General features: G+C 65.7%; 18 protein-coding genes and 1 tRNA gene. 5 read left to right on the forward strand and 14 right to left on the reverse strand.

What is annotated here, in order from left to right; genetic code table 11:
- The 6 genes from NZU74_03535 to scpB form a co-directional block, all read right to left on the reverse strand.
- Nucleotides 1–1,866 (reverse strand): diguanylate cyclase, encoded by a 1,866-nt coding sequence (locus NZU74_03535; protein MCS6880382.1) that lies wholly within the window; start codon nt 1,864–1,866, stop codon nt 1–3.
- A 9-nt stretch (nt 1,867–1,875) separates the two neighbouring features.
- Complete coding sequence (gene ltaE, locus NZU74_03540) at nt 1,876–2,949, reverse strand: low-specificity L-threonine aldolase (GenBank protein ID MCS6880383.1); 1,074 nt, start codon at nt 2,947–2,949, stop codon at nt 1,876–1,878.
- Between the two features lie 391 nt (nt 2,950–3,340).
- On the reverse strand, nt 3,341–4,261 hold the full coding sequence (locus NZU74_03545; GenBank protein ID MCS6880384.1) for a thioredoxin fold domain-containing protein: 921 nt from the start codon (nt 4,259–4,261) through the stop codon (nt 3,341–3,343).
- A 177-nt stretch (nt 4,262–4,438) separates the two neighbouring features.
- A complete protein-coding gene (locus NZU74_03550) occupies nt 4,439–7,030 on the reverse strand; it encodes an ABC transporter permease (GenBank protein MCS6880385.1) in 2,592 nt (863 codons plus the stop codon).
- Nucleotides 7,031–7,418: 388 nt separating this feature from the next.
- Nucleotides 7,419–8,816: a chromosomal replication initiator protein DnaA gene (dnaA, locus tag NZU74_03555; protein MCS6880386.1), complete on the reverse strand. Its 1,398-nt coding sequence runs from the start codon at nt 8,814–8,816 to the stop codon at nt 7,419–7,421.
- Nucleotides 8,817–9,408: 592 nt separating this feature from the next.
- Complete coding sequence (gene scpB, locus NZU74_03560; protein ID MCS6880387.1) at nt 9,409–10,014, reverse strand: SMC-Scp complex subunit ScpB; 606 nt, start codon at nt 10,012–10,014, stop codon at nt 9,409–9,411.
- A 220-nt stretch (nt 10,015–10,234) separates the two neighbouring features.
- Between scpB and NZU74_03565 the strand changes: the two genes are divergently transcribed.
- Nucleotides 10,235–11,476 carry an ABC transporter permease gene (locus NZU74_03565; GenBank protein MCS6880388.1) on the forward strand — a complete coding sequence of 414 codons (1,242 nt, stop codon included), beginning with the start codon at nt 10,235–10,237 and terminating at the stop codon, nt 11,474–11,476.
- A gap of 45 nt (nt 11,477–11,521) precedes the next feature.
- Here the strand turns inward: NZU74_03565 and NZU74_03570 are convergent, their stop codons facing one another.
- The 5 genes from NZU74_03570 to NZU74_03590 all read right to left on the reverse strand — a co-directional run bounded on the left by NZU74_03570 (nt 11,522) and on the right by NZU74_03590 (nt 17,069).
- Nucleotides 11,522–11,776, reverse strand: coding sequence for a hypothetical protein (locus NZU74_03570; protein ID MCS6880389.1), 255 nt, complete (start codon nt 11,774–11,776; stop codon nt 11,522–11,524).
- 228 nt (nt 11,777–12,004) lie between these two features.
- Nucleotides 12,005–12,373 carry a roadblock/LC7 domain-containing protein gene (locus tag NZU74_03575; protein MCS6880390.1) on the reverse strand — a complete coding sequence of 123 codons (369 nt, stop codon included), beginning with the start codon at nt 12,371–12,373 and terminating at the stop codon, nt 12,005–12,007.
- Between the two features lie 388 nt (nt 12,374–12,761).
- Entirely contained in the window at nt 12,762–14,132 is a 1,371-nt protein-coding gene (locus tag NZU74_03580) for an extracellular solute-binding protein (protein MCS6880391.1), read from the reverse strand.
- 143 nt (nt 14,133–14,275) lie between these two features.
- Entirely contained in the window at nt 14,276–15,499 is a 1,224-nt protein-coding gene (locus NZU74_03585) for a GNAT family N-acetyltransferase (GenBank protein MCS6880392.1), read from the reverse strand.
- 223 nt (nt 15,500–15,722) lie between these two features.
- Nucleotides 15,723–17,069 (reverse strand): GH1 family beta-glucosidase, encoded by a 1,347-nt coding sequence (locus NZU74_03590; protein ID MCS6880393.1) that lies wholly within the window; start codon nt 17,067–17,069, stop codon nt 15,723–15,725.
- A 632-nt stretch (nt 17,070–17,701) separates the two neighbouring features.
- On the opposite strand from NZU74_03590, the gene NZU74_03595 reads away from it, so the two are divergent.
- Both NZU74_03595 and NZU74_03600 read left to right on the forward strand, forming a co-directional pair.
- Nucleotides 17,702–17,777 (forward strand) — tRNA-His (locus NZU74_03595).
- Nucleotides 17,778–17,989: 212 nt separating this feature from the next.
- Nucleotides 17,990–18,319, forward strand: coding sequence for a hypothetical protein (locus NZU74_03600; protein ID MCS6880394.1), 330 nt, complete (start codon nt 17,990–17,992; stop codon nt 18,317–18,319).
- A gap of 217 nt (nt 18,320–18,536) precedes the next feature.
- Here NZU74_03600 and NZU74_03605 read toward each other — a convergent pair whose 3' ends face one another.
- From NZU74_03605 to NZU74_03615, 3 genes are all read right to left on the reverse strand, one after another.
- Nucleotides 18,537–18,863, reverse strand: coding sequence for a cupin domain-containing protein (locus NZU74_03605; protein MCS6880395.1), 327 nt, complete (start codon nt 18,861–18,863; stop codon nt 18,537–18,539).
- 65 nt (nt 18,864–18,928) lie between these two features.
- Nucleotides 18,929–19,291, reverse strand: a complete 363-nt coding sequence (locus NZU74_03610; GenBank protein MCS6880396.1) for a (2Fe-2S)-binding protein — start codon at nt 19,289–19,291, stop codon at nt 18,929–18,931.
- 125 nt (nt 19,292–19,416) lie between these two features.
- A complete protein-coding gene (locus NZU74_03615; GenBank protein MCS6880397.1) occupies nt 19,417–20,139 on the reverse strand; it encodes a nitroreductase family protein in 723 nt (240 codons plus the stop codon).
- Nucleotides 20,140–20,509: 370 nt separating this feature from the next.
- Between NZU74_03615 and NZU74_03620 the strand changes: the two genes are divergently transcribed.
- Nucleotides 20,510–22,204: a mechanosensitive ion channel family protein gene (locus NZU74_03620; GenBank protein ID MCS6880398.1), complete on the forward strand. Its 1,695-nt coding sequence runs from the start codon at nt 20,510–20,512 to the stop codon at nt 22,202–22,204.
- Between the two features lie 214 nt (nt 22,205–22,418).
- The gene (locus NZU74_03625) at nt 22,419–24,050 is read left to right on the forward strand and encodes an FAD-dependent thymidylate synthase (GenBank protein MCS6880399.1); all 1,632 of its coding nucleotides are present in this window, start codon (nt 22,419–22,421) and stop codon (nt 24,048–24,050) included.
- Nucleotides 24,051–24,191 lie beyond the last annotated feature (141 nt).

The raw sequence follows: 24,191 nt of genomic DNA on the forward strand, positions 1-24,191 counted from the left end.
TCAGGCATGGAGCGGGGCGACCTGGATCTGGTTGCGGCCGCGGTGCTTGGCGACGTAGAGGGCATCGTCGGCGCATTTGAGCAACTGCTCAAGAGACATCGGTGGCACGCCGCATCCGCAGCTTGCGACGCCAATGCTCACGCTCATTGATACTTCGGCCACATCGGTTGCGATAGGCCGTGCGTCAATGGCGCCACGCAGACGCTCGGCCACCTGGAGCGCCGAATCGTTCCCCGTTTCAGGCAGCAGGACGATGAACTCCTCTCCCCCGAAGCGCCCGATAATATCGTTCTGGCGCAGGTTGTCGCGCATGCGCGCGGCGATGATCTGTAGCGCCTGATCGCCTGCGACATGCCCGTAGGTGTCGTTGAACTGCTTGAAATAATCAACGTCAATCATCAATAAGCTAAGCGGGCGGTGATAGCGTTCCGCCCGCTCCACTTCACGCCGGGCCAGTTCGAAGAAGTGGCGGCGATTAGACACGCCGGTGAGCGAGTCCAGCGTGGCCAGTTGTTGCACCTGGTGGAAGAGACGCGCATTCTGGATGGCAATCGCCGCCGTAGCCGCCAGCGTTTCCAGCACATCGAGATCGGCGCTGCGGTAGGCGTCGCTGGCTTCAGCCTGAACCGAGAGCGCGCCAATGGGCTGGCCGCCGACGTTGAGCGCCACCGCCAGGAGCGACCCGGTTGGTTGTTCGCCCTCGCCGAACGGTTCGGCGTCGAACCACTTCTCGATTTCGGGATCACAGCCGGTGATGCGCAACGAAATCCCGGTGCGGACAATAAAGCCGATCAATCCTCGCTGGAGCGGCAGGCGCTCGCGCGGCCAGATCCCGACGGCGTCCACCTTGTAAACATACTCGATCTCCTGGCGCTCCGCGTCGAGCAGTCCAATCACGCAGGTGTCGCATGGCATCAGGCGCCCCGCGGCGCGGTGGATCGCCTGGCAGAGGGCATCGAGTTCAAGCTCCTGGCCGAACTCCAGGCTGGCCCGGTAGAGCAGTGATCGCCGCTCGGCCTCCTCAAGGGCGGTCTGGTAGAGACGGGCGTTCTCCAGCGCCACCGCGGTCTGACGGGCCACGGTCTCGAGCAGTTGCTGGTCGCGCCGGGTGAACTGGCGTCCCGGTTGGAGATAGTAGACCCCCAGAGCGCCCAGCATCTTGTGGACGGTGCAGATCGGCACAGCTACAACGGCATGCACGTTGCGCTCAACAAGTAACGGAATGGCCCGTGGATGGTTCTTGTAGTCGTTGATCAGCAGCGGCTTGCCGCTGTCCAGAAGCTCCCATACCGCCCCGGTGCCGCGCAACAGGGGTCCTGAGTCGGTCAAACCGGAGATCCCGATGGCGTGTCCGGTCCAGATGCAATCACGCTCGGCGTCATACAAGGACAGCGCGCCAGCATCGGCGCCGAGCAGTTCGATTGATAGTTGCACCACCCGGTCAAGTATGGTGTTAATATCCAGCGCGCTGCTGATGGTGAGCGTCACGTCGCGAAGTTGCCGTTCGCGCGCGTCAAAATGCTCGTCGGCGGGGAGCGTTGCCAGCGGCAAGGGCGTGAGCACCAGCAACTGGCCAAGGGGGCGCTGGTCGGCATCGCTGAGGGGAGTGCGACGCACCCGCACGGAGCGTCCTTCGAGGCAGTAGGAGTCGGCCAGCGGGTTGTCCCTCGCGCATTCCACGAAGACGTGAAACGGAACGCCGAGCACCTCTGCGCCGCGGTTGAGCAGCAGGCGCGCCAGCACACTGGCGCCGATAATCACACCCTGGGCGTCGAGCAACACGATCGCCTCGCTGGTCTGTTCCAGCAGGGCGTTCCAGGCCTGGAGCAGCGTGGTCGGGGCTGGCGGATGCTCGGAGTTCATCATGATCGGCGTTCAACTTTGGAGGGCCTCGCTGGCGGCAGCGATAGCCTGGCGCACATCTCCGGGCGATATGCCATAGTGCGTCACCGCGCGCAGCACGTTTCCTTCAAGCCGGCCCATCAGCACTCCTCGCTGCCGCAGACCGGCCAGGAAGTCAGCAGGCCCCGGATGGCTGGTGGTCAACTCGAAGCGCACAATATTGCTCTGCACCCGTTCCAGATCCACCCGCAGACCGGGAAGGGCGGCGAGACCCTCGGCCAGGGCGCGGGCGGTAGCGTGGTCATCGGCCAGCCGCGCGGTCATCTCGGTGAGGGCGACGATGCCCGCCGCGGCGACGACGCCGGCCTGGCGCATGCCGCCGCCGACAAGTTTGCGCAGCCGGCGCATCTGCGCAATGAGCGGGCGCGGGCCGGCGACCAGCGAACCGACGGGGGCGGCCAGTCCCTTGGAGAGGCAGAAGAGTACGGTATCGGCGTGCCGGGCAATGGCGCGCGCCTCGACGCCGAGGGCCACGGCGGCGTTGAAGATCCGCGCGCCGTCGAGGTGCAGCGGCACGCCGGCCTCGCGCGCGATGGCGTGGGCGGCTTCCAGGTAGGCCAGGGGCAGCACCGTACCGCCGCAGCGGTTATGGGTCGTCTCCAGGCAGAGGACGCCAGGCGGGGCCTCGTGCTCGTCGCGGGGCGGGGCCAGCGCCGCGCGGATGCGCTCCAGCGGCAGCGTGCCGTCGGCAGCGGTTGGCAGCGTATGGTAGACCAGGCCGCCCAGGGCCGAGGCGCCGCCGGCCTCGTAGTGGTAGATATGGCACTCGTCACCGCAGATCACCCGCGTCCCGCGACGCCCGTGGGCCAGCAGGGCGATCAGATTGCCCATGGTGCCGCTGGGCACAAAGATCGCCGCCTCCTTGCCCGCCAGCTCCGCCGCGAGGGTCTCCAGGCGGTTCACAGTGGGATCCTCGCCGTAGACATCGTCGCCGACCTCGGCCCGCGCCATGGCCTCGCGCATGGCCGGGGTCGGCAGGGTGACCGTGTCGCTGCGCAGATCGATCAGCCTTTGTGACGTAGCTGCGGCGCTTTCGATTGCGTCCATCGGGTCCTTCTTCCTCTCAGGCAGAAAGCTCTGCACAGGAAAGTCTGGGGGCTCAGGAGTTTGTAAAGGAAGTTTCCCGGCATTTCCGCCCCCCTCCCAGCCCCCCCTACGGGGGGAGGGAGGCAGGCGCCCTCCCCCAGCAGGGGAGGGTCAGGGAGGGGGTGGGCGTTTACCGAAAAAACTTCGTTACGCCCGCCCTCTCCCTGATCCTTCCTCGCCGGGAGAGGGCGCCCGGCGCCGCCCCCCAAACGCTAACCAGCTTATCCGGCATTCTGTCGTGCCTGATGGTCGTTGTGCAGACCGTTGCCGGGCCTCCTGCAAGCGTGTATCGCCCATACTGTACGTGAGCGGTATTACCGCGCATAGCAGCTCCGGGCGCCGGCGCCTGTTCCTACAGTCCGGGGAGGGTTACCGGCTGTCCGGCAGCCAGTTGCTCCAGCGCCGGTTCCAGTTCGGCGAAGGTGATGCCGCCCTCGTAGCGCGCCTGGATGAACCCCTTCGCGTCCACCAGGAAGGTCCATGGCTCGGTGCGCAGGCCCCATTCGGCCATCTGGGGGACGTAGCGCTGGGCCTGGAACGACTCGCCAAAGGGGTAGGGATACACCTCGATGTGAATGAAGGTGACGCGATCCTGGAACGCCGGCTTGAGACGCTTGAGGACCTGCATATTCGGCGCGCACACGGCGGTCTGGCAATAGCCGGGGGTGGAGAAGGTGACCACAAAGGGCTTGCCGGCGGTCATGGCTTCGGCCACCGTCAACTGGTAAAAGTCCGGGTCGGGGGCGGCGTCCGATGTGAGGCGGCTCAGATCAGGCACGTCACGCGCGGTGAGGTTGCGGCTGGGGATGGCGCGGGCGCCAACCGCGGGTGCGGCGGGACGTTCGAGCACATCGAGGCGCAGACGGGTCACGCCGGGTTCGCCGCCGGCCTGCGGCACGCTGATTTCTACGCCCCAGGCGCCGGGCCGGTCGAAGGTGGCGTAGCCGACGTAGAGGCCGAACGGCAACCCCTCGCCATGGTAGGTGGCGGTCGTTTCGCGCTGCACCCGTGTCGGTTCAGGGCCATCGAGAAAGAAGAAACGTAGCCCCAGGCTCAGGGCAGGGTCATTGACCGGCGTGCCGCTCTGGAGCACGCCGAAGGGAAGCCGGTTTGGACCGACGGCCAGTTCCGAGGCGGCCAGCACCGGAATGCGCTCGGCGGCTGGTGGCGCGGTCGGGGTGGCTGAAGTTGCCCCCTGGCCGCAGGCGCTCAGCGCGAGAACGATGATGAGCGCCGCTCCTGACAGCGCTTTCCAGGAGAGTTTGTCAGGCATAGGTGTCTGCTCCGTATCCGCACGGGTGTGCGCGAGGGTTTGTCGGAGAGCATAGCCTGGTCGAACCCTCCTGCGCATCGCCCGGTTTGCAGAGGCGTCTTCTCATTATAAACGGAATTACACCGGGTTGGTTCGTCGGGAGAGGGGCGGCCTGCCGCTTATCGCGTATGGCCAGGGTTACTCTTCACGCAGCGCCAGAGCCGGGCTGGTACGGCTCATCTTGAATGCCGGATAGACGCCGGCAAGCAGGGCGGCGATGCAGGCCACGAGCAGGGCCTGGGCGAAAAGCATCGGGTCGAGACTGAGATTGAGGGTCCAGCCGAAAGAGCGGCGGTTGATGACGTACACCAGCACCAGGGCCAGGGCCAGCCCGAGCGGAATCGCCAGCAGGCCGGCCGTCAGTCCCATCAGGCTGGTCTGGGTCAGCACCACGCTCCAGAGCTGGCCAGGGGTCAGGCCGGTGGCGCGGAGCATGGCCAGTTCGCGCGCCCGCTCCAGTTGCAGGGCCATCAAGGCGCTGAGGATGCCGATAAAGGCCACGATGGTGGCGAGCATCTGGAGCACGGCGGTGATGGCAAAGGTGCGGTCGAAGACGGCCAGGGTGCCTTCGCGCAGCGCCCGGTTGGCATTGACGATCAGTTCGCCGTGTTCGGCGGCGACGGCGCGCAGTCGCTGCACCAGGTCATCAACCTCGACGCCGGGAGCGGCGTAGATGGCCAGCGAGGAAATGGCCGGATCGTCCCAGGCGGCGCGGTAGGCGGCATAAGGCATACGAATGATGCCGCGATCGGAAGAGTAGTCGTAGTACACTCCGGCGATGGAGAAGGTCCGTGGGCCGCGGTCGGTGCGCAGGGTCAGGGTGTCACCCACGCCGAGGCCGGTACGGTAGGCGAGCGGCTCGGAGATCAGCACGGCGCCGGCCTCCCAGGCAGACCAGGTGGCCTCGCCGCCGCCCTCGCGAAAGCGCAGCGCGGCGCGCCCGCGCGCCGCCGGCGCGTCAACGGCTACCAGGATGGTCGGGCCAATCGGGGTTTCTACCTGCACGCTGCGGAAGCGGGTTAGCGCCTGCACGCCCTCGACGGCGCTCAGGGCCTCGACCAGGTCGGGGGGCAAGGTGCTGTCCACCCGGTTGGCGGCAGTGGTGGGCGCCGAGATGTACACATCGGCGATCAGGCTCTGATCGAGCCAGTCCACGACCGTCTGGCGAAAGCTGCCGACCATGATCCCGACGCCGATCGAGACGCTGACGGCGACCATCAGGGCGGCCACGGCCACGGCGGTGCGCGAGAGGGCGGCGACGACGTCGCGGGCGGCCATGCGCCCGAGGAGGCCGAAGGCGGCGCCGAGCAGGGGCCGCGCCAGGCTCATCAAGGCGATGGTAAGGGCCGGGCTGACGAGCGCCGCGCCGAGCACCACGGCGAAGAGCGCGCCGAAGGCCAGAGTCAGCGACAGGGTGGCGCCGTTGCCGCGGGACGCGGCGGGGACCAGCAGGAGCAGGAGACCTGCGGCGATCACCCCGGCCCCGGCGAGGGCCAGGCGCGGCGTCAGGCGGCGGGCGCGATCCTCGACGCTGGAGCGGCGCAGCACGGTGCGCGGCGGGGTCAGGGTGGCTTCGAGGGCCGGCACGGCCGCCGAGACCAGGGTGGCGCCAATGCCCAGCAGCAGGCCCTTGAGCAGCACCGACGGCGCCAGACTCAGGTCGCGCACCGTCACCACGAAGTACAGATCGTTAATCGTGCGGGTCACCAGCCGCACCAGCCCCTGGCCCAGGAGCGCGCCCAGGGCCAGGCCGAGCAGCGAGCCGACCAGGCTGATCAGCGCGGCCTCGGCCAGCACCATGGCGGCGATCTGGCCCCGCGTGACGCCGACGCAGCGCAGGGCGCCGAGCAGGCCGCGCCGCTGCACGACGCTGAAGGTCATGGTGTTATAGATCAGGAACATCCCCACGATCAGCGCCAGCAGGCTGAGGGCGGTCAGATTGAGTTCAAAGGCGCGGGTCATCTGCTCCAGGGTGCCAGAACGAGCGGCGGCGGGGGCCAGTTCGGCGCCGGGAGGCAGGATGGCGCGAATGGCCTGCGCGGTCGGGTCCGTGTCTTCGCCCGTCGCCGGCAGGATCAGATCGATCCGGCTCAGACGCCCAACCATCTCAAGGAGTTCCTGGGCAGTGGCGATATCGGTGATGAGCAGGCCCTCCAGGGCGCGCCGGCTGGCCTCATCGGCGGGGCGCAGGAGGCCGACCAGGCGCACCCCGTCGGCGCGGGCGCCCACCTGCAACGGCAGCATATCGCCAGGCGCCAGCCCGGCGCGCCGGGCGGTGGACTCGGCCAGGAGCGCCGTCCCCGGTTCAGCGAGCAGCGCGGCCAGATCAACCTCGCCGCCGCTGTCAGGGCCGGTGAGGTAAGGGCGAAAAGGTCCTTCGGCGAACACATCTACGCCGAGGATCTGGAGGGTCTGGTTCAACGGCAGGGCCTGGGCGTACCCCTCGACCACCGGCGCGGCGGCGCGGACGCCCAGTTCGACGCGGATCTGGCGGTAGAGCGACTCCTCCAGACCGCGGGGACCGCCCACAATCTGGTGGGTGGCCCGTCCGGTCACGCTCTGGGTGCTGAGATCGAAGGCCCGACGGGCGCTGGCAGTAGCCAGGTCAATGGCGACTACCACGGCGACGCCCAGGCCCACGCCGAGAATGCACAGGCCGATCTGCCACGGATGGCGGAGCATCGAGCGGAGGGAGGTGCGCAGCAGGAGCGCGGGAAACAGCGTCTGCACGGGAAGGGCCAGCTACTTTCCAGTCTGGAGCGCGGGTGCCTGTTCAGGATCAGCCATTCGGGAGGAAGCGGGGCAGGGATTGCCCCGCTTGTTTATCTCCTGTCCGGCACGAGTCTGGGGGGAACACCGTTCCCCGGTCTCATGTCAGGATACCACCATTCTGGTTGTGCGAAAAGGTGCAAGCAACGCAAAAACCACCGGCCCCGCCGCGAGCCGCAAGGCTGCGGGCGGGGCCATGGATCGTAAAGCGACGCGCGTGGAGAGAGGCGCTGACGGGGGCGGGCGCGGCCAGCCGTCACAAGGGCATCACGCGGCGAATGCGCTTTACGCGGCGGAACTGGCGGGGGAAGGGCGCGCCGGCCAATCGCGGCGACTGGCCAGACGCAGGTCAACCCGCCTGGGAGTGCAGTTTTTCGCGGATGCTCAGCACCTCGCTGCGGAGCCGGTTATCGGTGTTTATCTCCTCGGCGACCTTTTCGCAGGCATACATTACCGTGGTATGGTCGCGGCCGCCGAGCATATTGCCGATATCCACCAGGCTCGCCTCCGTCTCCTCGCGAAGCAGGTACATCGCCACGTGGCGCGGCACCACGACATTGCGCGAGCGGCCGCGGCCGGTCAGCGCGCGCACGTCAATGCCGTAGTGTTCGCTTACGGCCTGGATAATCGAGTCGGCGGTGATGCGGCGCCGGCGCGTACTGCCGAGCAGATCGGCGAGGGCCTGGGTTGCCACCTCGACACTGATGGGCAGACTGTGCATGGCAGCGTAGGCCGCCACGCGGTTCAAACTGCCCTCAAGCTCACGGATATTGCTCTGCACCTTGTGGGCCAGGAAGTCAATCACCTCATCGGGCACAAAGACGTTCATCTGATCGCCCTTAGCGCGCAGGATGGCGGTGCGCGTCTCCAGGTCCGGCGGCTGAATATCAGCGATCAGCCCCCATTCGAAGCGCGAGCGGAGGCGTTCTTCCAGGGTCAGGATCGCCTTGGGCGGCTTATCGGAGCTGATCACGATATGCTTGGCCGCGGAGTGAAGGGCGTTGAAGGTGTGGAAGAACTCCTCCTGGGTGGACTCTTTGCCGGCGATGAACTGGATGTCATCGATCAGCAGCACATCTATGTTCCGGTAGCGCATCCGGAACTCGTCGGTCTGCTGGCGGCGGATGGCATTGATCAAATCATTGGTAAACTTCTCCGAGGAAACATAGAGCACATTAATTTCTGGGTCGCGGTCGAGCACATAATTGCCGATCGCATGGAGCAGGTGCGTTTTCCCCAGGCCCACGCCGCCATAGAGGAAGAGCGGATTATAGGCCTGGCCCGGCTTATCGGCGACGGCCAGACAGGCGGCGTGGGCCAGGCGGTTGCTGGACCCGACGATAAAGCGCGAGAAGGTGTACTTCGGGTTGAGCATCCCCGAACGCATGGCGCTGGAGAGCTCCAATTGCACCGCCCGCTCGCCGCCGTCGTAGCGGTCTTCATCGCTTGCGGAGAGGGCGGCAGGCACGGCGGGGCTTTCGCCGAGAGCAGTCTGCTGCCCGCTACTGGCAATCACTACGCGCACCTGCACCGGGTAGCCAACCACATCGCCGAGGGAACGTCGCACTGGCGCCAGAAAGCGCGTCTCCAGCCCCTCCTTGTGGAAAGGCGATATTGTGCCAACTGTGGCTAAGCCCCCATCGAGGGCCAGCAGGCTCGTTCCGCGCAGCCAGGTGTCAAACTCCTGGCGCGAGGTCTGCAATTGTATCGTGCCCAGTGCTGCTTGCCAGATCTGGTTTAAGTTCACATGCGCCTCCCTGGCACTGGCCACAGGAACCCACGACACGCGGCGAGCCGCGCACCGTTCCATAGTGACTCTGAGATACGGGCCGGACCGTTCAGCGGACAGGTCGTGGGGACCGCTGGTGGTATGCGCTGGATGTGGACGAGATCATACTCCAAACTCTCCAATTTTTCAAGCAACATAACGTGCAATTCTATAATTCCTCCTTATAGTTATGCGCGCTGGTATAGCGGCGTTTCTTTCTATTCTGGCGCGCTATTCGGCGCTTTATGTAGACAACCTTTTGCCAACCATGTGGATAACTCGGCGATGTGTCATTCGTTTTCAGGGACGCGCGCCGCATTCGGGCCGTCCGGAGCGGCGCCAGGCGCGGCGTCGGCGGTTTCACCGCGATTGTGGATAACCGGGCGCTGGTTGTGGAGAACGTGTGGGTGGATGTGGGCAGTTTACCTGCCATATTCAGGCGTTGTTAGCGCCTGAGTTGTTGCGCTTCTCATGGAGCGTCCGGTGCGTTCAGGGGAAAATAATGGTTGGGGACGAGGGGATGCGGGAGGGAGCAGTCCCCGCGGCGTCTCAGCGGAGCGCGCCCTCGCCGCTATGCCTCGGAGGAAGTGGCCGGACCGCCATTCTCATCGGTGGCTGGCGGCAGATCGAGCGGCGGCAGATCCGCCAGGCTGGTCAGGCCAAATTGCTGCAGGAAAGCCGGGGTGGTAGCGTAGAGGATCGGCCGCCCGACGCTTTCGAGACGCCCGGCTTCGCAGATCAGGTCGCGGGCGAGCAGAGCGCGCAGCGCGCCGCTGCTATCAACGCCGCGAATAGCCTCGATCTGGGCCCGGGTGACCGGCTGGCGGTAGGCGATGATGGCCAGCACCTCCAGCGCGGCGCTGGAGAGGCGCCCGCTGGCCTGGACGCCGAGAAAGCGCCCGACCACGCGCGCTGCCTCCGGGGCGCTCACGAGTTGAGCCAGTTCGCCATGCCGCTGCACCCGCACCCCCCGCTCGCGACACTGGAGGGCCAGTTGCTCCAGGGCTGCTTCCACCGCGTCGGCAGGCGCTTCGAGGGTGCGCGCCAGTTGCGAGACGCTAACCGGTTCGCTGGCGATGAAGAGCAGACTCTCCACCAGTTGCACCAGGGTCGGCGCAACTGTTGGGGGCGGCAGGTGAGGCAGGGTGGGCTGCACGTCGGGGTGGAAATCGCTCATACCTCGCTTTGTCCGCTGGAACGACGCTTCTGGATCAGGCGGCGCGGCGACTGCGGACGCCCTGGCGCGCCAGTATACCAGAACCGGTCTGGCTGCGTGGTTTCTGTATTCCTGCCAGTGTAGCGCAACCCGGAGGGTTGCGCTACGGGGCGTTTTTCAGCGGCAGGACCGGATATGGTATCATACAGCGGCCGCTATCGTAAGGGAAGGAAGGCAGCGTATGGCAGCGCGCCGCCGCGGGCTTACCCGACGCCATGTGATCGCCGGCTTTTTCATCGCCCTTGGCCTGCTCCTGATCCTCACCAACATCGCCGGGATCGGCGAAGCCGACCCAACCGTCTCAAAACTGGCCTTTGGCGTGCCCGGCCCGGTGGTCGAGGCGCCGACCGCCCTCTCGCTCACCCTTATCGGCAGCGTCTTTTTCGCCAGCGGCGCACTGGCGTTCGTGCCAGCGGCAGCGCGTCTGGCCGTCTGGTTGCTGTGGACCTCGGCTGTGCTGATCTTTCCGGCTGTACTGATCTGGGCGGCCGCCGGGAAACAGACCAACGTGATGACCATGATCAGCGAGACGTTGCGACTGGGCACGCCGATTGCCCTGGGGGCCATGGCCGGCATCTGGGCCGAACGCAGCGGGGTGATTAACATCGCCATTGAGGGCATGATGCTCAGCGGAGCCGCATTCGGGTTCGCCGTGTTTGCATTCACCGGGAACATCTGGATCGGGGTGCTGGCGGCAGTGCTCGTCGGCGGGTTGATGGGGCTGATCCATGCCCTGCTCGCCATTCAGTTCAAAACCGACCAGATTATCAGCGGCACGGTGATCAACATTCTGGCCATCGGCGTGACCGGCTACCTGCGACGGCAGTTCATCGTTGATTCCGGCGGCGGACGGGTGACGCTCCCGCAGGTGCCCATTCCGTTGCTGAGCGATATTCCCGTCCTCGGCCCGGCCCTGTTCAACGGCAAGCCGATCTTCTATGCCATGGTCGTGCTGGTGGTATTGACCCACCTGGTGCTCTTCTTTACTCGCTGGGGTCTGCGGACGCGCGCGGTCGGCGAGAATCCGCGGGCGGCCGACACGGTGGGCATCAATGTATACCGGGTGCGCTACACCGATGTGCTGATCAGCGGAATGATCGCCGGTCTTGGAGGCGCCTGGTTCTCGCTGGAGACAGTGGGCAACTTCGACGATGGAATGACCGCCGGCAAGGGCTTCATTGCCCTGGCGGCGATGATCTTCGGCAAATGGATGCCATTCGGGGCCTTTGGAGGGGCGATGCTCTTTGGCTATTTTGAGGCTCTGCAGACCCGTTTGCAGATCCTCAAGGTTGAGATTGGCGGTGCGCCGGTGCCGGTGCAGTTTTTACAGATCCTGCCCTACGTAGCCACGATGGTTGTACTGGCCGGCCTGATCGGTCGCGCCGTCGGCCCGGCGGCCGCCGGCAAGCCCTATGAAAAGTAATTCCTATCAAATGGCGAATTGCGGGGAATCCTGGCTTCCCCATACTCATATCAGCCCCTCAGCTTCCAGCCAGTTCTGCACATCGCTGTCGCTGGGGGCAGGGTTGCCGCCGGGAATGTAGCGGTAGCGACCGCCATACCCCTCCATCACCTGGTCGCGCAATGCGGCTGCTTCGGGTGAATCGTCGGTGTCCGGCACACGTACAACCGCCCCTGTTTCCAGATCGAGATAGTAGCTGTAGGCCGGATCGGTCTCGGCAAGGGCGGCGCGGATCTGTTCTCGATTATAGTGACCTGCCACTGCAGCCTCCCGGTAAGCGCCAGGCTGAGGACACTGGCGACGTGAACGGTCTGTGCGCGGCGCAGCCGCACAACACTGATGCCTTCTGTGAGCGTGCAATCCTTTGCGCAACTTCCTGGACGGCGAAGAGCGAGGTATTGGGCGGGTTCGCCGGCGGGCCGCCGGGCACAGAAATGGGCCCAAGGCCTGTGCCTCGGACCCCGGTGTCTGCCGCGCCCCACCGCCTGATCACACCAGGTTGATCAGTTCGTTAGCTGTACGGCGCATATCAAGAAAGACGAGGCCAAGCTTGGCGCGGCTCTGGGCCAGCGCGGTAAGTACGGCCTCCTCACCGATAGCCATCAGGATCACATACCCGTCCTCGCCACGGACAAAGACCTGATCAAGCTGACCACGTCGCAACTCGGAGGCGATACGTTCTCCGAGCGAGAGCATTGCGGCGCTCATCGCCGAAACCCGATCCTCCTCCACATCGGCGGGCAGCGCCGAAGCCATGATGAGGCCATCAACACTCACGACGGCCGACGCCTCGATGTCAGGCGTATTCATGGACAGGGCTTTCAGATGCCGCACCATTTCTTCGGTTCTGCTTGCCATGCATATCCTCCTTGGGCCGTCAGCCAGTTGTGGGGCAGGGGCAAGAGTGCGCCGGGACTTGCCGGTCTGGTTCAAGGCCGCAACGCGACGGCCATCAGCGCCTATTGTACTACAACTCCGTACCAGCGGCAACTAGTTTGCTCGGTGCCAATGGGCCAGGAGGCCCCTGGTCAGGCGTTGAAGTGTAATGACTAGTCACTACTGTGAGTATATCACTGGTCTATTACGGCGATCAGTACTGGCGCCGCCGGGTTGCTCCCGTGGCTCCGGGGGGCTGGCGGGGTAGGGGGTAGCCGGGTTTGCCCCCGCCCCTGCCGGAGGGGCGGGGCGGTCGGCATATGAGAGCCATTGCGGGGGCTGCGCGCCTCTGCCGACACAACACTGCGTTTCAGGGTTGATCGAGCCGGGCGCGGAGGGCGTTGTCGGCATTCTCCACCGCCTGAGCCGGTGTGAGCAGTCGCCGCAGCACGCCGCTTTGCATGTCGCTCAGGACGGGCCAGAGCGTTTCGGTGGCGGCGCGGGTGTTGGGCATTGGCAAGCCGGCCTCGGCCTGGGCGCGGAAGACGCGCGCCGCTTCCCGCAGTTCGGAAGGAAGAACGAGATCGGTCGCGTTGAGGTCGAGGCTCATCAGCGCAGGTTGGCGCCCGGCGCGCAGCAGGTCACGCTGCACGCTCTCGCTGATGAGATGGCGTGTGAAGGCGACGGCCGCGGCGCGCTCAGGTCCATCCCCGAGGCGGGCATTGAGTACCAAAGTGTCGCTCTGCACATAGGGTCGGGGCGGGCGGCTGGTTTCGGAAAGGCGCGGCAGCGGAGCGACCCCCAGATTGCCGGGCCAGAGGGCGCTGTAGCGACCCAGCGCATGCGCCCAGTCAATGGTCATCAGGGCGCGCTGGCTCAGCACCGCGTTGTCCACGGTAATGCCATCCAGACTTGCCAGCACGCCGCTGTCTTCGCGCAAGACGAGCAGCCACTCCAGCCAGGCTTCGGTTCCCGCGCGGCCATCAAGGCCGAGCACGAGGTTGCCCTGGTCGTCGAAGATGCGCCCGCCGAAGGCGTAGAGATAGCCAATCGTACGGTGGAGGTTCAGGTTGTAGGCCAATCCCCAGACCGGGGGATTGCTGCGATTGTCGCTGAGACCCCGGGCGACGCGCAGCAGGCTGTCCGTATCGCCTGGCGGAGCGGCGAAGAAATTGGCCTTGTTGTAGTACAGCGCGAGGGTGTCGAAGGTGAGCGGCACGCCATAGAGACCGGCGCCCTCGCGGCGGCGCACCTGAGCGGCCCCTACCGCCGTCGGCAGCAAACGCTCGAGGTCCTGCGCCGCCAGCAGGCCATCGAGGGGCAGGAGGGCGCCTTCTTCAGCCAGGCTGCCCAGGGTATGGCTGGGAACAATCGCCATGTGCGGGCCGGCGCCCTCCGCCACGGCGCTCGCCAGGTCATCGCGCAGGCTGGCAACCTGGCGCGTCTGGATCACGACCTGCATCCCTGGATTGCCGCGGTTGAAGCGTTCGACCACGGCGGCCAGAGTGCGGTCGGCGGGAGGCGACCAGGCGTGCCACAGAATCAGGATCGCCCGCGCCGGAGGAGAGGGAGCGGGCTGCGGGGTGGTTGGCGGACTGGCGCCTTGCGCGCTGCATGCAATGAGAATGAGGAGCGTCAGGGCCAGGATCACGTTCCGTCTCAGTTGCTGAGGTACGGCCACGGTGCGCTCCTTGCCGGTGTAGACTCTGGGATTATAGCACGGCAGTGCGAACCGTCGCAAGGCGCTTCATGCGATTTTGGATTTTGGATTGCCATATACATTGCACCGACCCCGGGGCGCAGCCCTTCCTCGCAGGTATTTGCTGGCGCATCATTGCGCCGTGTTCCCCATCCGAGGCAGAGGGACGCCCGGCTCCCCCTGGTTTACAGGAGCAGCGCCGGATCGAAGCGGTGCGCGATAAGATAGCGCCGCCCGTTTTCGATTGCCGTGTCGCCGATGAGGTAGCGCCCAGGGGCAAAGCCAAGGTGCGTTTCGAGGAGCGTGTCGCTGGTGGCGCGCCATGCCGCGGCGAGGCGGGGATCGTCGCGTTGCAGGGCGGTCCAGTCGGCGGGGACTTCAAGAGCCAGATGCGGGGCGTCATAGGGGCAAGGGCGCGGGCGGGGACCCTCGTTGAGGATGGCGCAGCCCGGAAAGCGGCTGAGGTCGTGATGGTCGGTGCGAGGCGCTGCGTTGAGGGCGGCCTGGCCGCGCGCCGAGCGAGGCAGCCAGACCAGGCCGAGGCGCGAGGCGCTGATCCGGTTCAGTTCGTTCTGGAAGGGATAGTAGGCCCGGTAAAACTCGCCGGCAAGCGCCCGCAGCTTGCTGAAGTTGAGAACCGCGTTGGGGAACTGGAGGGGATCGGCGGTCCAGTGCAGCACGTCCAGGTTGCGGGCGAGGGCCTGGCGGGCCTGTTCGCGTTTCAGCGCGGCGGCGATGCCCGCGCCCCGGTAGGCCGCGGCCACGCCCATCGTCTGGGACTCAACCAGCAGGTCGAGGCGATAGGGAAGCCCCAATCGCTCCAGGGCCGGCAGGCCGAAGCGGAAGAACCCCAGCAGGAAGCCAACCACCTGCCCATTGCGGCGGGCGACCAGCGACGTGGCCGGGGCAAACTCCACACTGTGCAGGTCGTCGGGGTAGGCTTCGGCCTCGCCCAGCCCCCAGATGACGCCGCGGAGATGGCGGATGGCGGGCAGTTCCCCCTGTGACGGCGCGCCAATGTCGAACGCGCCGCTTATGGTATGCGTGGCGACAAACGTCCGTCCGGCTTCGGGAAGGTGGATGACTACCCGCGCTGGCGTCAGAAGGGGTTCAAGGCTTGCCCGCAGTTCCTCCGCGGCGGGCAGGGGGCCGAGGGCATGCAGGCGCAACGTATAGACCGGTTGCCTGTCAACGATGGCGCGCGGAAAGAGCAACCCGACGGCCAGTGGCGCCGGGTCCGACCCGGCGTGGAGCGTAGCCAGGCTGCCGCCCATGCGGGCGAACGAGGTTTTGACGAAGTAGGCCGGCACAAGGGGCTGCGACGCCAGCGCCGGCAGGGCGTAGAACGCATCCACCTGAGTAGACCAGGCTGCACTGTTGCCGGGGATCACTGTCCAGGTCAGACTCATCGGCGGACTGCTCCGGCGCGAAGCACAGGGCGACCGCGGAGCGCGCCCCGGCCGCTGATGCTCAGGATGGAGCCAGCGCTGCCGATGCTCAGAGTCGACCACAGGCAGCGGAAGCAAAGAATCGCTCCACGACTATAGGCGCTGATCAGGCTATTGCCTCCACCGGTCAGATGCGCGGGGGCGCCTGGCATACCTTGTTCCTTCCGACGGAATGCGCGTGGCGCTAAAAGCCATTGGCGGCAATGACATCACGGTACCAGCTAAAACTATCCCTGGGGATGCGCCGCTGCGTCGCGTAATCAACGTGGACCAGGCCAAATCGCTGGTGGTAGCCCAGGGACCACTCGAAATTATCCAGCAATGACCAGTAGAAGTAGCCGATGAGCGGCACGCCGGCCTGGATGGCGCGATAGCAGAACTCCAGATGCTCGCGCAGGAACGCGATGCGCCGCTCGTCGCGCACGCGCCCGTCGGCTTCAACCGGATCGAGGTAGCTTACGCCATTCTCGCTGATCAAAATGCGAGATTGATTGTAATGACTGTAGAGCCGCAGCAAAAACCTATACAGGCCCTCGGGATAGATCTCCCAGCCCATGGCGGTGCGGGGACGTTCAAGGGTGACCAGGCGGTGCTCCCATGGGGTAGGCCCCCCGGCCACCACCACGCGGGTGTAGTAGTTCAGGGCGAAGAAATCGGTGGGCGTGGCGATAATGGCCAGATCGCCGGGACGCACAAAATGCATGCCGTGGGGGAGGTAGCCCGCGGCGCGGTAGTCGGCGACCATATCGCCGGGGTAGCCGTGGCCGCACACCGGATCGAGGAACCAGCGATTGTAGTAACCATCGCGGAAGCGGGCCGCGTCGCGATCAACAGGGTGATCCGAAAGGGGAACGGCGGCCTCGCAGTTCAGGGCGATGCTCACCTGGGCGCCGGGGGCGGCGGCGTGGATAGCCTGCACGCCCAGACCGTGGGCGAGGAGGGTGTGGTGGGCGGCGGCGAGGGCTGCGGGCATATCGCGACGGCCGGGGGCGTGCTCGCCGAGCTGGTAGCCGAGCATGCTCACGCACCACGGCTCATTGATGGTGATCCAGTGGCGGACGACATCGCCGAGGGCGGTAGCGACGATACCGGCATACTCGGCGAAGGCGTAGGCCGTGTCGCGCGACGGCCAGCCTCCTGCTTCCTCCAGCGCCAGGGGCAGATCCCAGTGGTAGAGCGTGGCATAGGGGGTAATGCCGCGCGCCAGAAGCGCGTCCACCAGGCGGCGGTAGAAGTCGAGCCCGGCCTGGTTGACTGCGCCGCGCCCGTCAGGAAGAATGCGCGGCCAGGCAATGCTGAAGCGGTAGGCCTTCACGCCGAGTTCGCCCATCAGCGCCACGTCCTCCTGGTAACGGTGGTAGTGGTCGCAGGCGACATCGCCGGTATGGCCGTCGCGCGTCGCGCCCGGGGTGTGGCTGAACCGGTCCCAGATACTGGGACCGCGCCCGTCTTCCTTCACCGCGCCTTCGATCTGGTAGGCCGACGTAGCGACGCCCCAGATGAAGCCTTCGGGAAAGCGCATTGCCGGCATAGCCAATAGACCTTCGCACTGAAGCGCCTGCAGTTGGCAATCTCCCACAGAGTAGGGAGCACCTCTCTATCGTTATTGTAATTGTAATACACAGTTCAATAGTGGTGATTCATGTACCTGTTCAGGCTAAATAGTCTATGGGGTCAGTTTCCTGGTGTCCGCCCCCCTCCCGGCCTCCCCCCGTTGGGGGGAGGAGCCGGACGCCCTCCTCCGGCGGGGGAGGGTCAGGGAGGGGGCAGGGATGTAGCACAAGACTTTGTTTACAGACCACTTACTAGTCGGTGAACGACGTTTCCCTGCCTTTCCGCCCCCCTCCCAGCCTCCCCCCAACGGGGGGAGGAGCGCGGTTCCCTCCCCCTCGGGTGATCGTACTCGGACACCGGGTGTGACGTAAAGTTCTGCACGTGCCGCGGCCCACCGGCCCGCCGGGAGCCTGAAGGCTCCGGCTAGCATTGCGAAGGCTGCCTCCGTAGCCTGCTGAAGCCGGCGCAGGCCGGCTTCGCAGGACGTTAGCCCGCGGCTTCAGCCGCCGGGCGAAGGGGAACGTGCAGAACTTTTCGTCGCACCCTCGGACACTGAGTGATTTGACAGTCGCTTTCGCGCTATGCTATACTCGTGGTACAAACAACGTGGTGCCTGTAGCTCAATGGTTAGAGCGCCTGACTGTGGATCAGGAGGTTGTGGGTTCGAGACCCATCAGGCACCCCATCCAGGCTTAAAGGCCACGCCACCAGGCGTCTGGCCTTTTTTTTGGTCTCCCGCGCCTTCCGGATGACAATCTTGAAGTCGGCGTCCAGGCGTCGCGCATCTGTGCCGGTCGCGTGGTATACTCAGAGCTATTCTCTGACATCTTTTCTGGCGCTTCTCGCGTTTCGTATGCCAGCGCCGTTGTCGCTTCCTGGAACGCAGGTCGGTGCGCCATGAACATCTTTGACCTCCGCGACCGCCTGATTGAAGACTACAACGCCTACATCAGCAGCTTCTTCCAGATCCGCGATCCGGCCATTCGCGCAAAGGTGGACGAGGCCATCCACGACGGCCTGCTCTGGCCCGAAGCGCTGATCCAGTTGAACCCCGCCGTACCCCGCGGTCATTCAGCGTGGTGCGCCAGGATACGGAAACGCCGCCCGCGGCTCGCTCATAACGAATGGCTGCACCGGGTGTCGCGGCCCGATCCAGGGGGCGCTGACTTCTCAGGTGTCGGGTTTTCCGGCGCACACTCGCATCGCATGCGCCATCCAGGGCATTGAGACGCCCAACTCCCCCCTCTCCCCGAGCGGGAGAGGGGAGCAGGGGGGGTGAAGACCGTAAGCGCATTGGAATGCCGAAAACCCCTGCTCGCCCAAAAAACCCTGCACCTGAGAGCGTCCTCCATCCGGATCGCCACGCCTCCCTTGCACGCCTCGCCGCCGGAAGGGCGAACACGGTGCGCGCCCGCGCGATCCGTAGCAGCGTCATCCATCGCGCTCACCCCTCCGGGGCCGGAGCGATGCCGACCAGCAGCACCAGCCGCCGCGTACCGGTGTTGATCACGCCGTGCGGCGCCTCGGCCGGCGCCCAGACGGTCCAGCCCTCCCCAACCTCGCGCACCTCGTCGCCCACGGTGAACGTGCCCGTACCCTCGACGACGAAGTAGAACTTGTCCTGGCCGGCGTGGGTATGCACGTGCTGCTCCTGACCTGGCTCGAGGCAGTTCAGACCCAGCAGCAGCCGCTCGCTCTGGAAGAGCGTCGCTTTGAAGAACTTCGCCGGGTTCGCGCCGGCGTGCTGGCGATAATCGCGAAAGAAGCTCATGGCGCACCTCGCGGAAAAGGCGGAATTCCGGTCCTTCTGGTCATCTTCTATGGAAGCCTGCCTCGCTACCCATCCGACGCTCGCCAGCGCCGCGCGGGATCGCGCCGGCCCCAGACGCGCTTGTCGGTCACGAGGCGCACGGTCAGGTCGCTCGTCACGGTGATCTGGCAGGAAAGCCGCGGATAGCCGAAGCGGGCGGCGAGTTCGTCGTGCCAGTGCGCGGGCGGCGGCGCGCCGGTCTCCAGCCAGACGCCGCAGGTCGCGCAGAGGCCGCGCCCGCCGCAATTGAGCTGGCGGGTCAACGCCGCATACGGCGACAGACCGGCGGCGAGCAGCGCCTGGCGCAAATTCGCGCCATCGGGCACATCCAGCGTCTGGGTGCGCTCGCCGGCGATCACGGCGAGCGTGTGCCGTCTGGGTCGCGCCATAATCTAACCCAATACCGCCTTTCAAATACGGCACGCTCCCCCCTCCCAACCTCCCCCCGTTGGGGGGAGGCGCCGGCCTCCCTCCCGCAGCGGGGGAGGGTTGGGGTGGGGGCGAGAAGCTTATCTTAATGGAACTCCGTATCGCCCGTTCCGTCCCTGCGATCATCTGGAGCGGCTGGCTGCGCCGTCGTGTCGCCTCCGTCACGCATCCGTTGTCTCCCCCAGCCGTTCCAGTGCGTGCACCGGCGCGCCGGGACGCGTTTTGCGGGGCGGAAATCGTCGCCGGTATAGTAGGCGACGGGGATCAGCGCCGCCTGGGTCAGGTTCTCCGGCAGCCCGAGCAGCGCCGCCGCCTCGCGCTCGTAGCGCAGGTGCAGCGTGGTCCACACCGAGCCGAGGCCGCGGGCGCGCAGGGCCAGCATAAACGACCAGACCGCCGGCAGGATCGAGCCGTAGAGGGAGGCCTGGGCCAGCGGCCCCTGATCCTCAACGCGCCCCTCGTAGCAGAAGAGCACCTGCACCGGGATGCGGTGGAACTGCTCGGCCAGGTGCACCGCCGACTCTTTCAGCGAGGTTGAAGTGAGATACGGCCCGCCGTGCGGCCCCTGCGGCGCGTTGCAGTAGGCGTAGAACGCTCGGCGGTAGAGCGCGGCGAGGCCCTGGCGCAGGGCCGGGTCGGTGATCACCACGAAGTGCCAGCGCTGGCGGTCGGAGCCGCTGGGGGCCTGGGTAGCAATCTCCAGGCAGCGCTCGATAACCTCAGGTTCCACCGGTCGCTCCAGGTCGAGCCGCTTGCGCACCGCGCGGGTGGTGGTCAACAGATGGTCAACGACGGTGAGGTCGAGCATAGGTTTCGCCGGTGTAGGAAAGACGGGAGCACTCCCTGGTATTGTACCGGAAATAGGAGTGCCAGGAGGTTTGATCGCGTTCACATCGCCAGGCAGGAGGACCACCGCAGGACGCCCCACCGGTGGAAATGACCTGCAAGGGGCGACAAAGACCCCGGCAGGCTCCGACTTTCTCGGCGGGATTATGTATTCTAATGGCTCCAGCGGTGACGCTCGCTCTGCTGAAGGAGTCAATGGGGGTAGGCGGATCATTACAGCCCCCCTCCCAACCTCCCCCCGCCGGGGGGAGGCGCCGCGCTCTCTCCCCCGGCGGGGGAGGGAGCGAGAAGCTTATCTGAGAAGTACTGGACCCGAGCGGGGTATACGCGATATGGACCTCAGCACTCTGCTCGACGATGTCTTTATCGTGGCGGGGGTTTTCTTCGCACTGGCCTTTTTTTTTGCCGGCCTGGCGTTCGTGGTTAATGTTCTGCTGCGCTTCGCGGTGCGCTTCCCCGCGCTTGAGAGGCTTGATGTAGGGCGGGCCCAGCGTCTGGTTCGCGCCGGTCTGTTGACCCTCTTTCTCCTGAGCACCGCCGCCATAGTGATCTTCAGCGTCACCGTTTTGGCGCAGGGCCGCGATCTCCGCATCGCCACCGTTGAGTTGCTGACCACCGCCCTGCCTCCGGGCTTCTGGCAACGCCTGGGGATCGGGCTGGCGCTTACTGTCGGCCTCGCCGTGCTCGCGCGCTACGGCCTCCAACTGTTCGAGCGCCTGCTGCCGCGGACGCGCAGCCTGATCAGCACAAACGAGTCCATTCGCATTAGCGATGAGCGCCTCGACTTCTTCTTGCGCCTGGTGAGACAGACGATCCACATCGGCGCCTGGCTGCTCGTCGTCATCACCGGCGCTCGCCTCGTCGGGTTCCCCGAAGCGGTGGGCGCCAACCTTCTCGTAGCGTTGCGCATCTTCCTGATCGTCCAGGTCGGGCGCATGCTGGTCGGCCTCCTCGGCGCGATCATCAATACCCTCGACGCACTGAGCGAAACCTATCTGCGCTCGCGCCAGCTCGATCAGTTTTACGACCTCCTGCGCACCTTGCTGCCGCTGGCCAGCCAGGCGCTCCAGTTCATCATCTACGTGCAGGCGGCAACCCTTGCCATCACCCAGATCGAACCCCTTGCCAACCTGGCCACCTTTGGCGTGCGCGCCACGCAGGTGATCGGGATCTTCTTCCTCGGCCGCGTTGTAATCGAGTTGCTGAAACTCCTGGTTGATCTCTTCTTCCTGGTGCGCGGCAACCTGAGCGATGCGCAGTGGCAACAGCGCCTCACCTTTGGCCCGCTGCTGAAAAACGCGGCCACGTATGCCGTCATCTTCGGCGGATCGCTACTCATCCTCTCTATCCTGGGCTTCGACATCGGCCCCATCCTTGTCGGCCTCGGCGGCCTGAGCCTGATTGTCGGCCTCGCCGCCCAGCCCGTCACCACCGATCTGATCTCCGGCCTCTTCATCCTTTTCGAGAACCTCTTTCTCGTCGGCGATTATATCGAGACCAGAGATGCCCGCGGCATTGTCGAGAGTATTGACGTGCGCACGACCCGCATCCGCGACCCCGACGGCCAGTTGCACCTGGTGCGCAACGGCCAGATCGGCAGCATCGTCAATTATTCCAAGGGGTACGTCTACGCCGTTGTGCTCGTTCCGGTAACCTACGATGCCGATCTGAAGCGGGCCTTCAGGCTGATCGAGGCCATCGGTCGCGAGATCAACGAGCAGTTTGACGACGTTCTGGAGCCTACCTTCACTCAGGGGATCGAGGAGTTCGGTGAGCAGACGCTGAGCATCCGCACCCTGACCAGAGTCAAACCCGGACGCCATCACGCGATGGCTCGCGAGATCCGCCGGGCGATTAAGGATGCCTTCGATGAAGCTGGCATCGCCCTGTGCTTCAACGAGCCGGTGCTCTACGCGGCGCCGAATGTTGTCCTCTCTGATCGCGAACTCGGCACGAAAAGCGCAGGCGAGGCCGGCCAGAGCGCTAGCCGGCCCGCCCGGCCCCCCGAGCCGCGCCGGGCGGACTAATCCCGGTTCCAGTTGAACAGAATGCGTCCGCATCATCGCCAGGTCGTATTCAGATGCCCTGTATGGCAATCCAAAATCCAAAATCCAAAATCCGAAATAATATAACCGGCGCCTGCGTCTTTGCAACAGCCCTGATAGGATACCCGTGGACGGCTGAGGCATGGATGCCGTACAATGCCCCGACCTGGTATTACTGAGTCGCGGGAGCCGCCAGATGTTTGAGAATAGCACGGAACACTTCACCCCCCAGGAGACGGCGCTGTTGCAGCCGTTCGTGACCAATACCGAACGGCCGATCTTCTGCCTGCGCAATCTGCCGGAGGTGGTCAAGGGGGCCCTTTTCTCGCGCTACAGTCGCAGCGCCAAAAGCCTTCGGCGCCTTCTGCTCGACGAATTCATCAGCGCGCCGGAGTCCGGCTTCGACTCGATGGTGGCCGGAGCCGGCGCAGACGCCGCTGCGCAACTGGTCGCCGCCAGGGAGGCCGAGGCGTTCTACGACCGGGTGCTCATCGGCTATGGCGACGACTCAGTGGCCGAACTCGGTGGCGCGCACATTGCCTGTGAGGGCGTGAGCAACATCGCCGCCAAGCTCCTGGAAGACAGCCGCCTCGGGCTGTCGCCGCTGGAGAAGTCCACCCGCTACGTTCGCTTCGACCTGCCAGGACCCGATGGGTACGCTTATCTGCGCGAACCGACGCTGATGGCTTCGCCCTATGCCACGCGCTTCACCGCGGCAATGGACAACCTGTTCAGCACCTATAGCGCCCTGCTCGACCCGGTGCAGACCTGGTTGCAGGCGCAGTTTCCACGGGACCCTGAAACCTCGCCGCGAGCCTATGCGAGCGCCATCCGCGCCAAATCCCTTGATCTGCTGCGCGGCCTGTTGCCCATGGCCACCCGCACAAACGTGGGCCTGTTTGGCAATGGCCGCGCCTTTGAATACCTGCTCATCAAGCTGGCCGCTTCGCCCTTCGCCGAGGCCCGGCAGCTTGGCCAGGCGATGCAGGCCGAACTGGACCAGGTGATCCCCGCCTTTGTGAAGCGCGCCAGGAGCGAGCGCGGGCGCGAGTATGCGACGTACCTCGCCACGACCCGCGAGCGCGTGGCCGCCCTTGCCGCGCGGTTGAACCTCCCCCCGTCGTCACCGGATGACGTGGCGGTGCGGCTGGTTGATTACGATCCCCAGGCCGAGATCAAGACCGTGGCGGCCATCCTGTACCCGCATCTGGATGCGCCGCTCGCAACGGTGCAGCAAGCGGTTGCGGCCATGCCTGCGGCGGAACGGCTCGCGATAATCGAGGCCGCCACTGGCCGGCGCCAGAGCCGTTTTCACCGCCCGGGGCGCGCATTCGAGGAACCCTACTATACCTTCGACATCCTGGCCGACATCGGCGCGTACCGCGACCTGCAACGCCACCGCGTGCTCACTCAGGAACGGCAGAGCTTTACGACGGAGCACGGGTACGTCGTGCCGCCGGAGCTGGAGGACATTGGCGTGGCCCGCGCATACAGCGCCGCCCTGGAGCAGGCCGCCGAGGTGTTCGCCGTACTGCGGGCCGAGTTCCCAGACGAGGCCCAGTATGCCGTGCCCTTCGCCTTTCGGGTGCGCTGGCGCGTCAAACTGAACCTGCGCGAAGCCTATCACCTGATCGAACTGCGCAGCGCGCGCCAGGGTCACCCGGCGTACCGCAAGATCGCTCAGGCGATGTTTCGCGAGATCAGCGCCGTACACCCGGCGCTGGCCAGCGGGATGCATTTTGTCGATCAAAACGACTATGGTCTGGAGCGTCTCGCCGCCGAGCAGCGCCTCGACCAGAAGCGGCAGCGCGAGGATCGAGGGGCGTAGCTGGCTAGCGCCGCCAGCGGAACCGGCATCAGCAACCCGCATACACACTGCGCCTTCGCGCCTTCGCGTCAACCTTTCAGAGAAATGCTCCAGGGCGAGCTGCCGTCGCCGTGCGGCGGCATGTCAGCCAGTTCCTCGACC

Source organism: Chloroflexaceae bacterium (genome assembly GCA_025057155.1).
Taxonomy (GTDB): domain Bacteria; phylum Chloroflexota; class Chloroflexia; order Chloroflexales; family Chloroflexaceae; genus JACAEO01.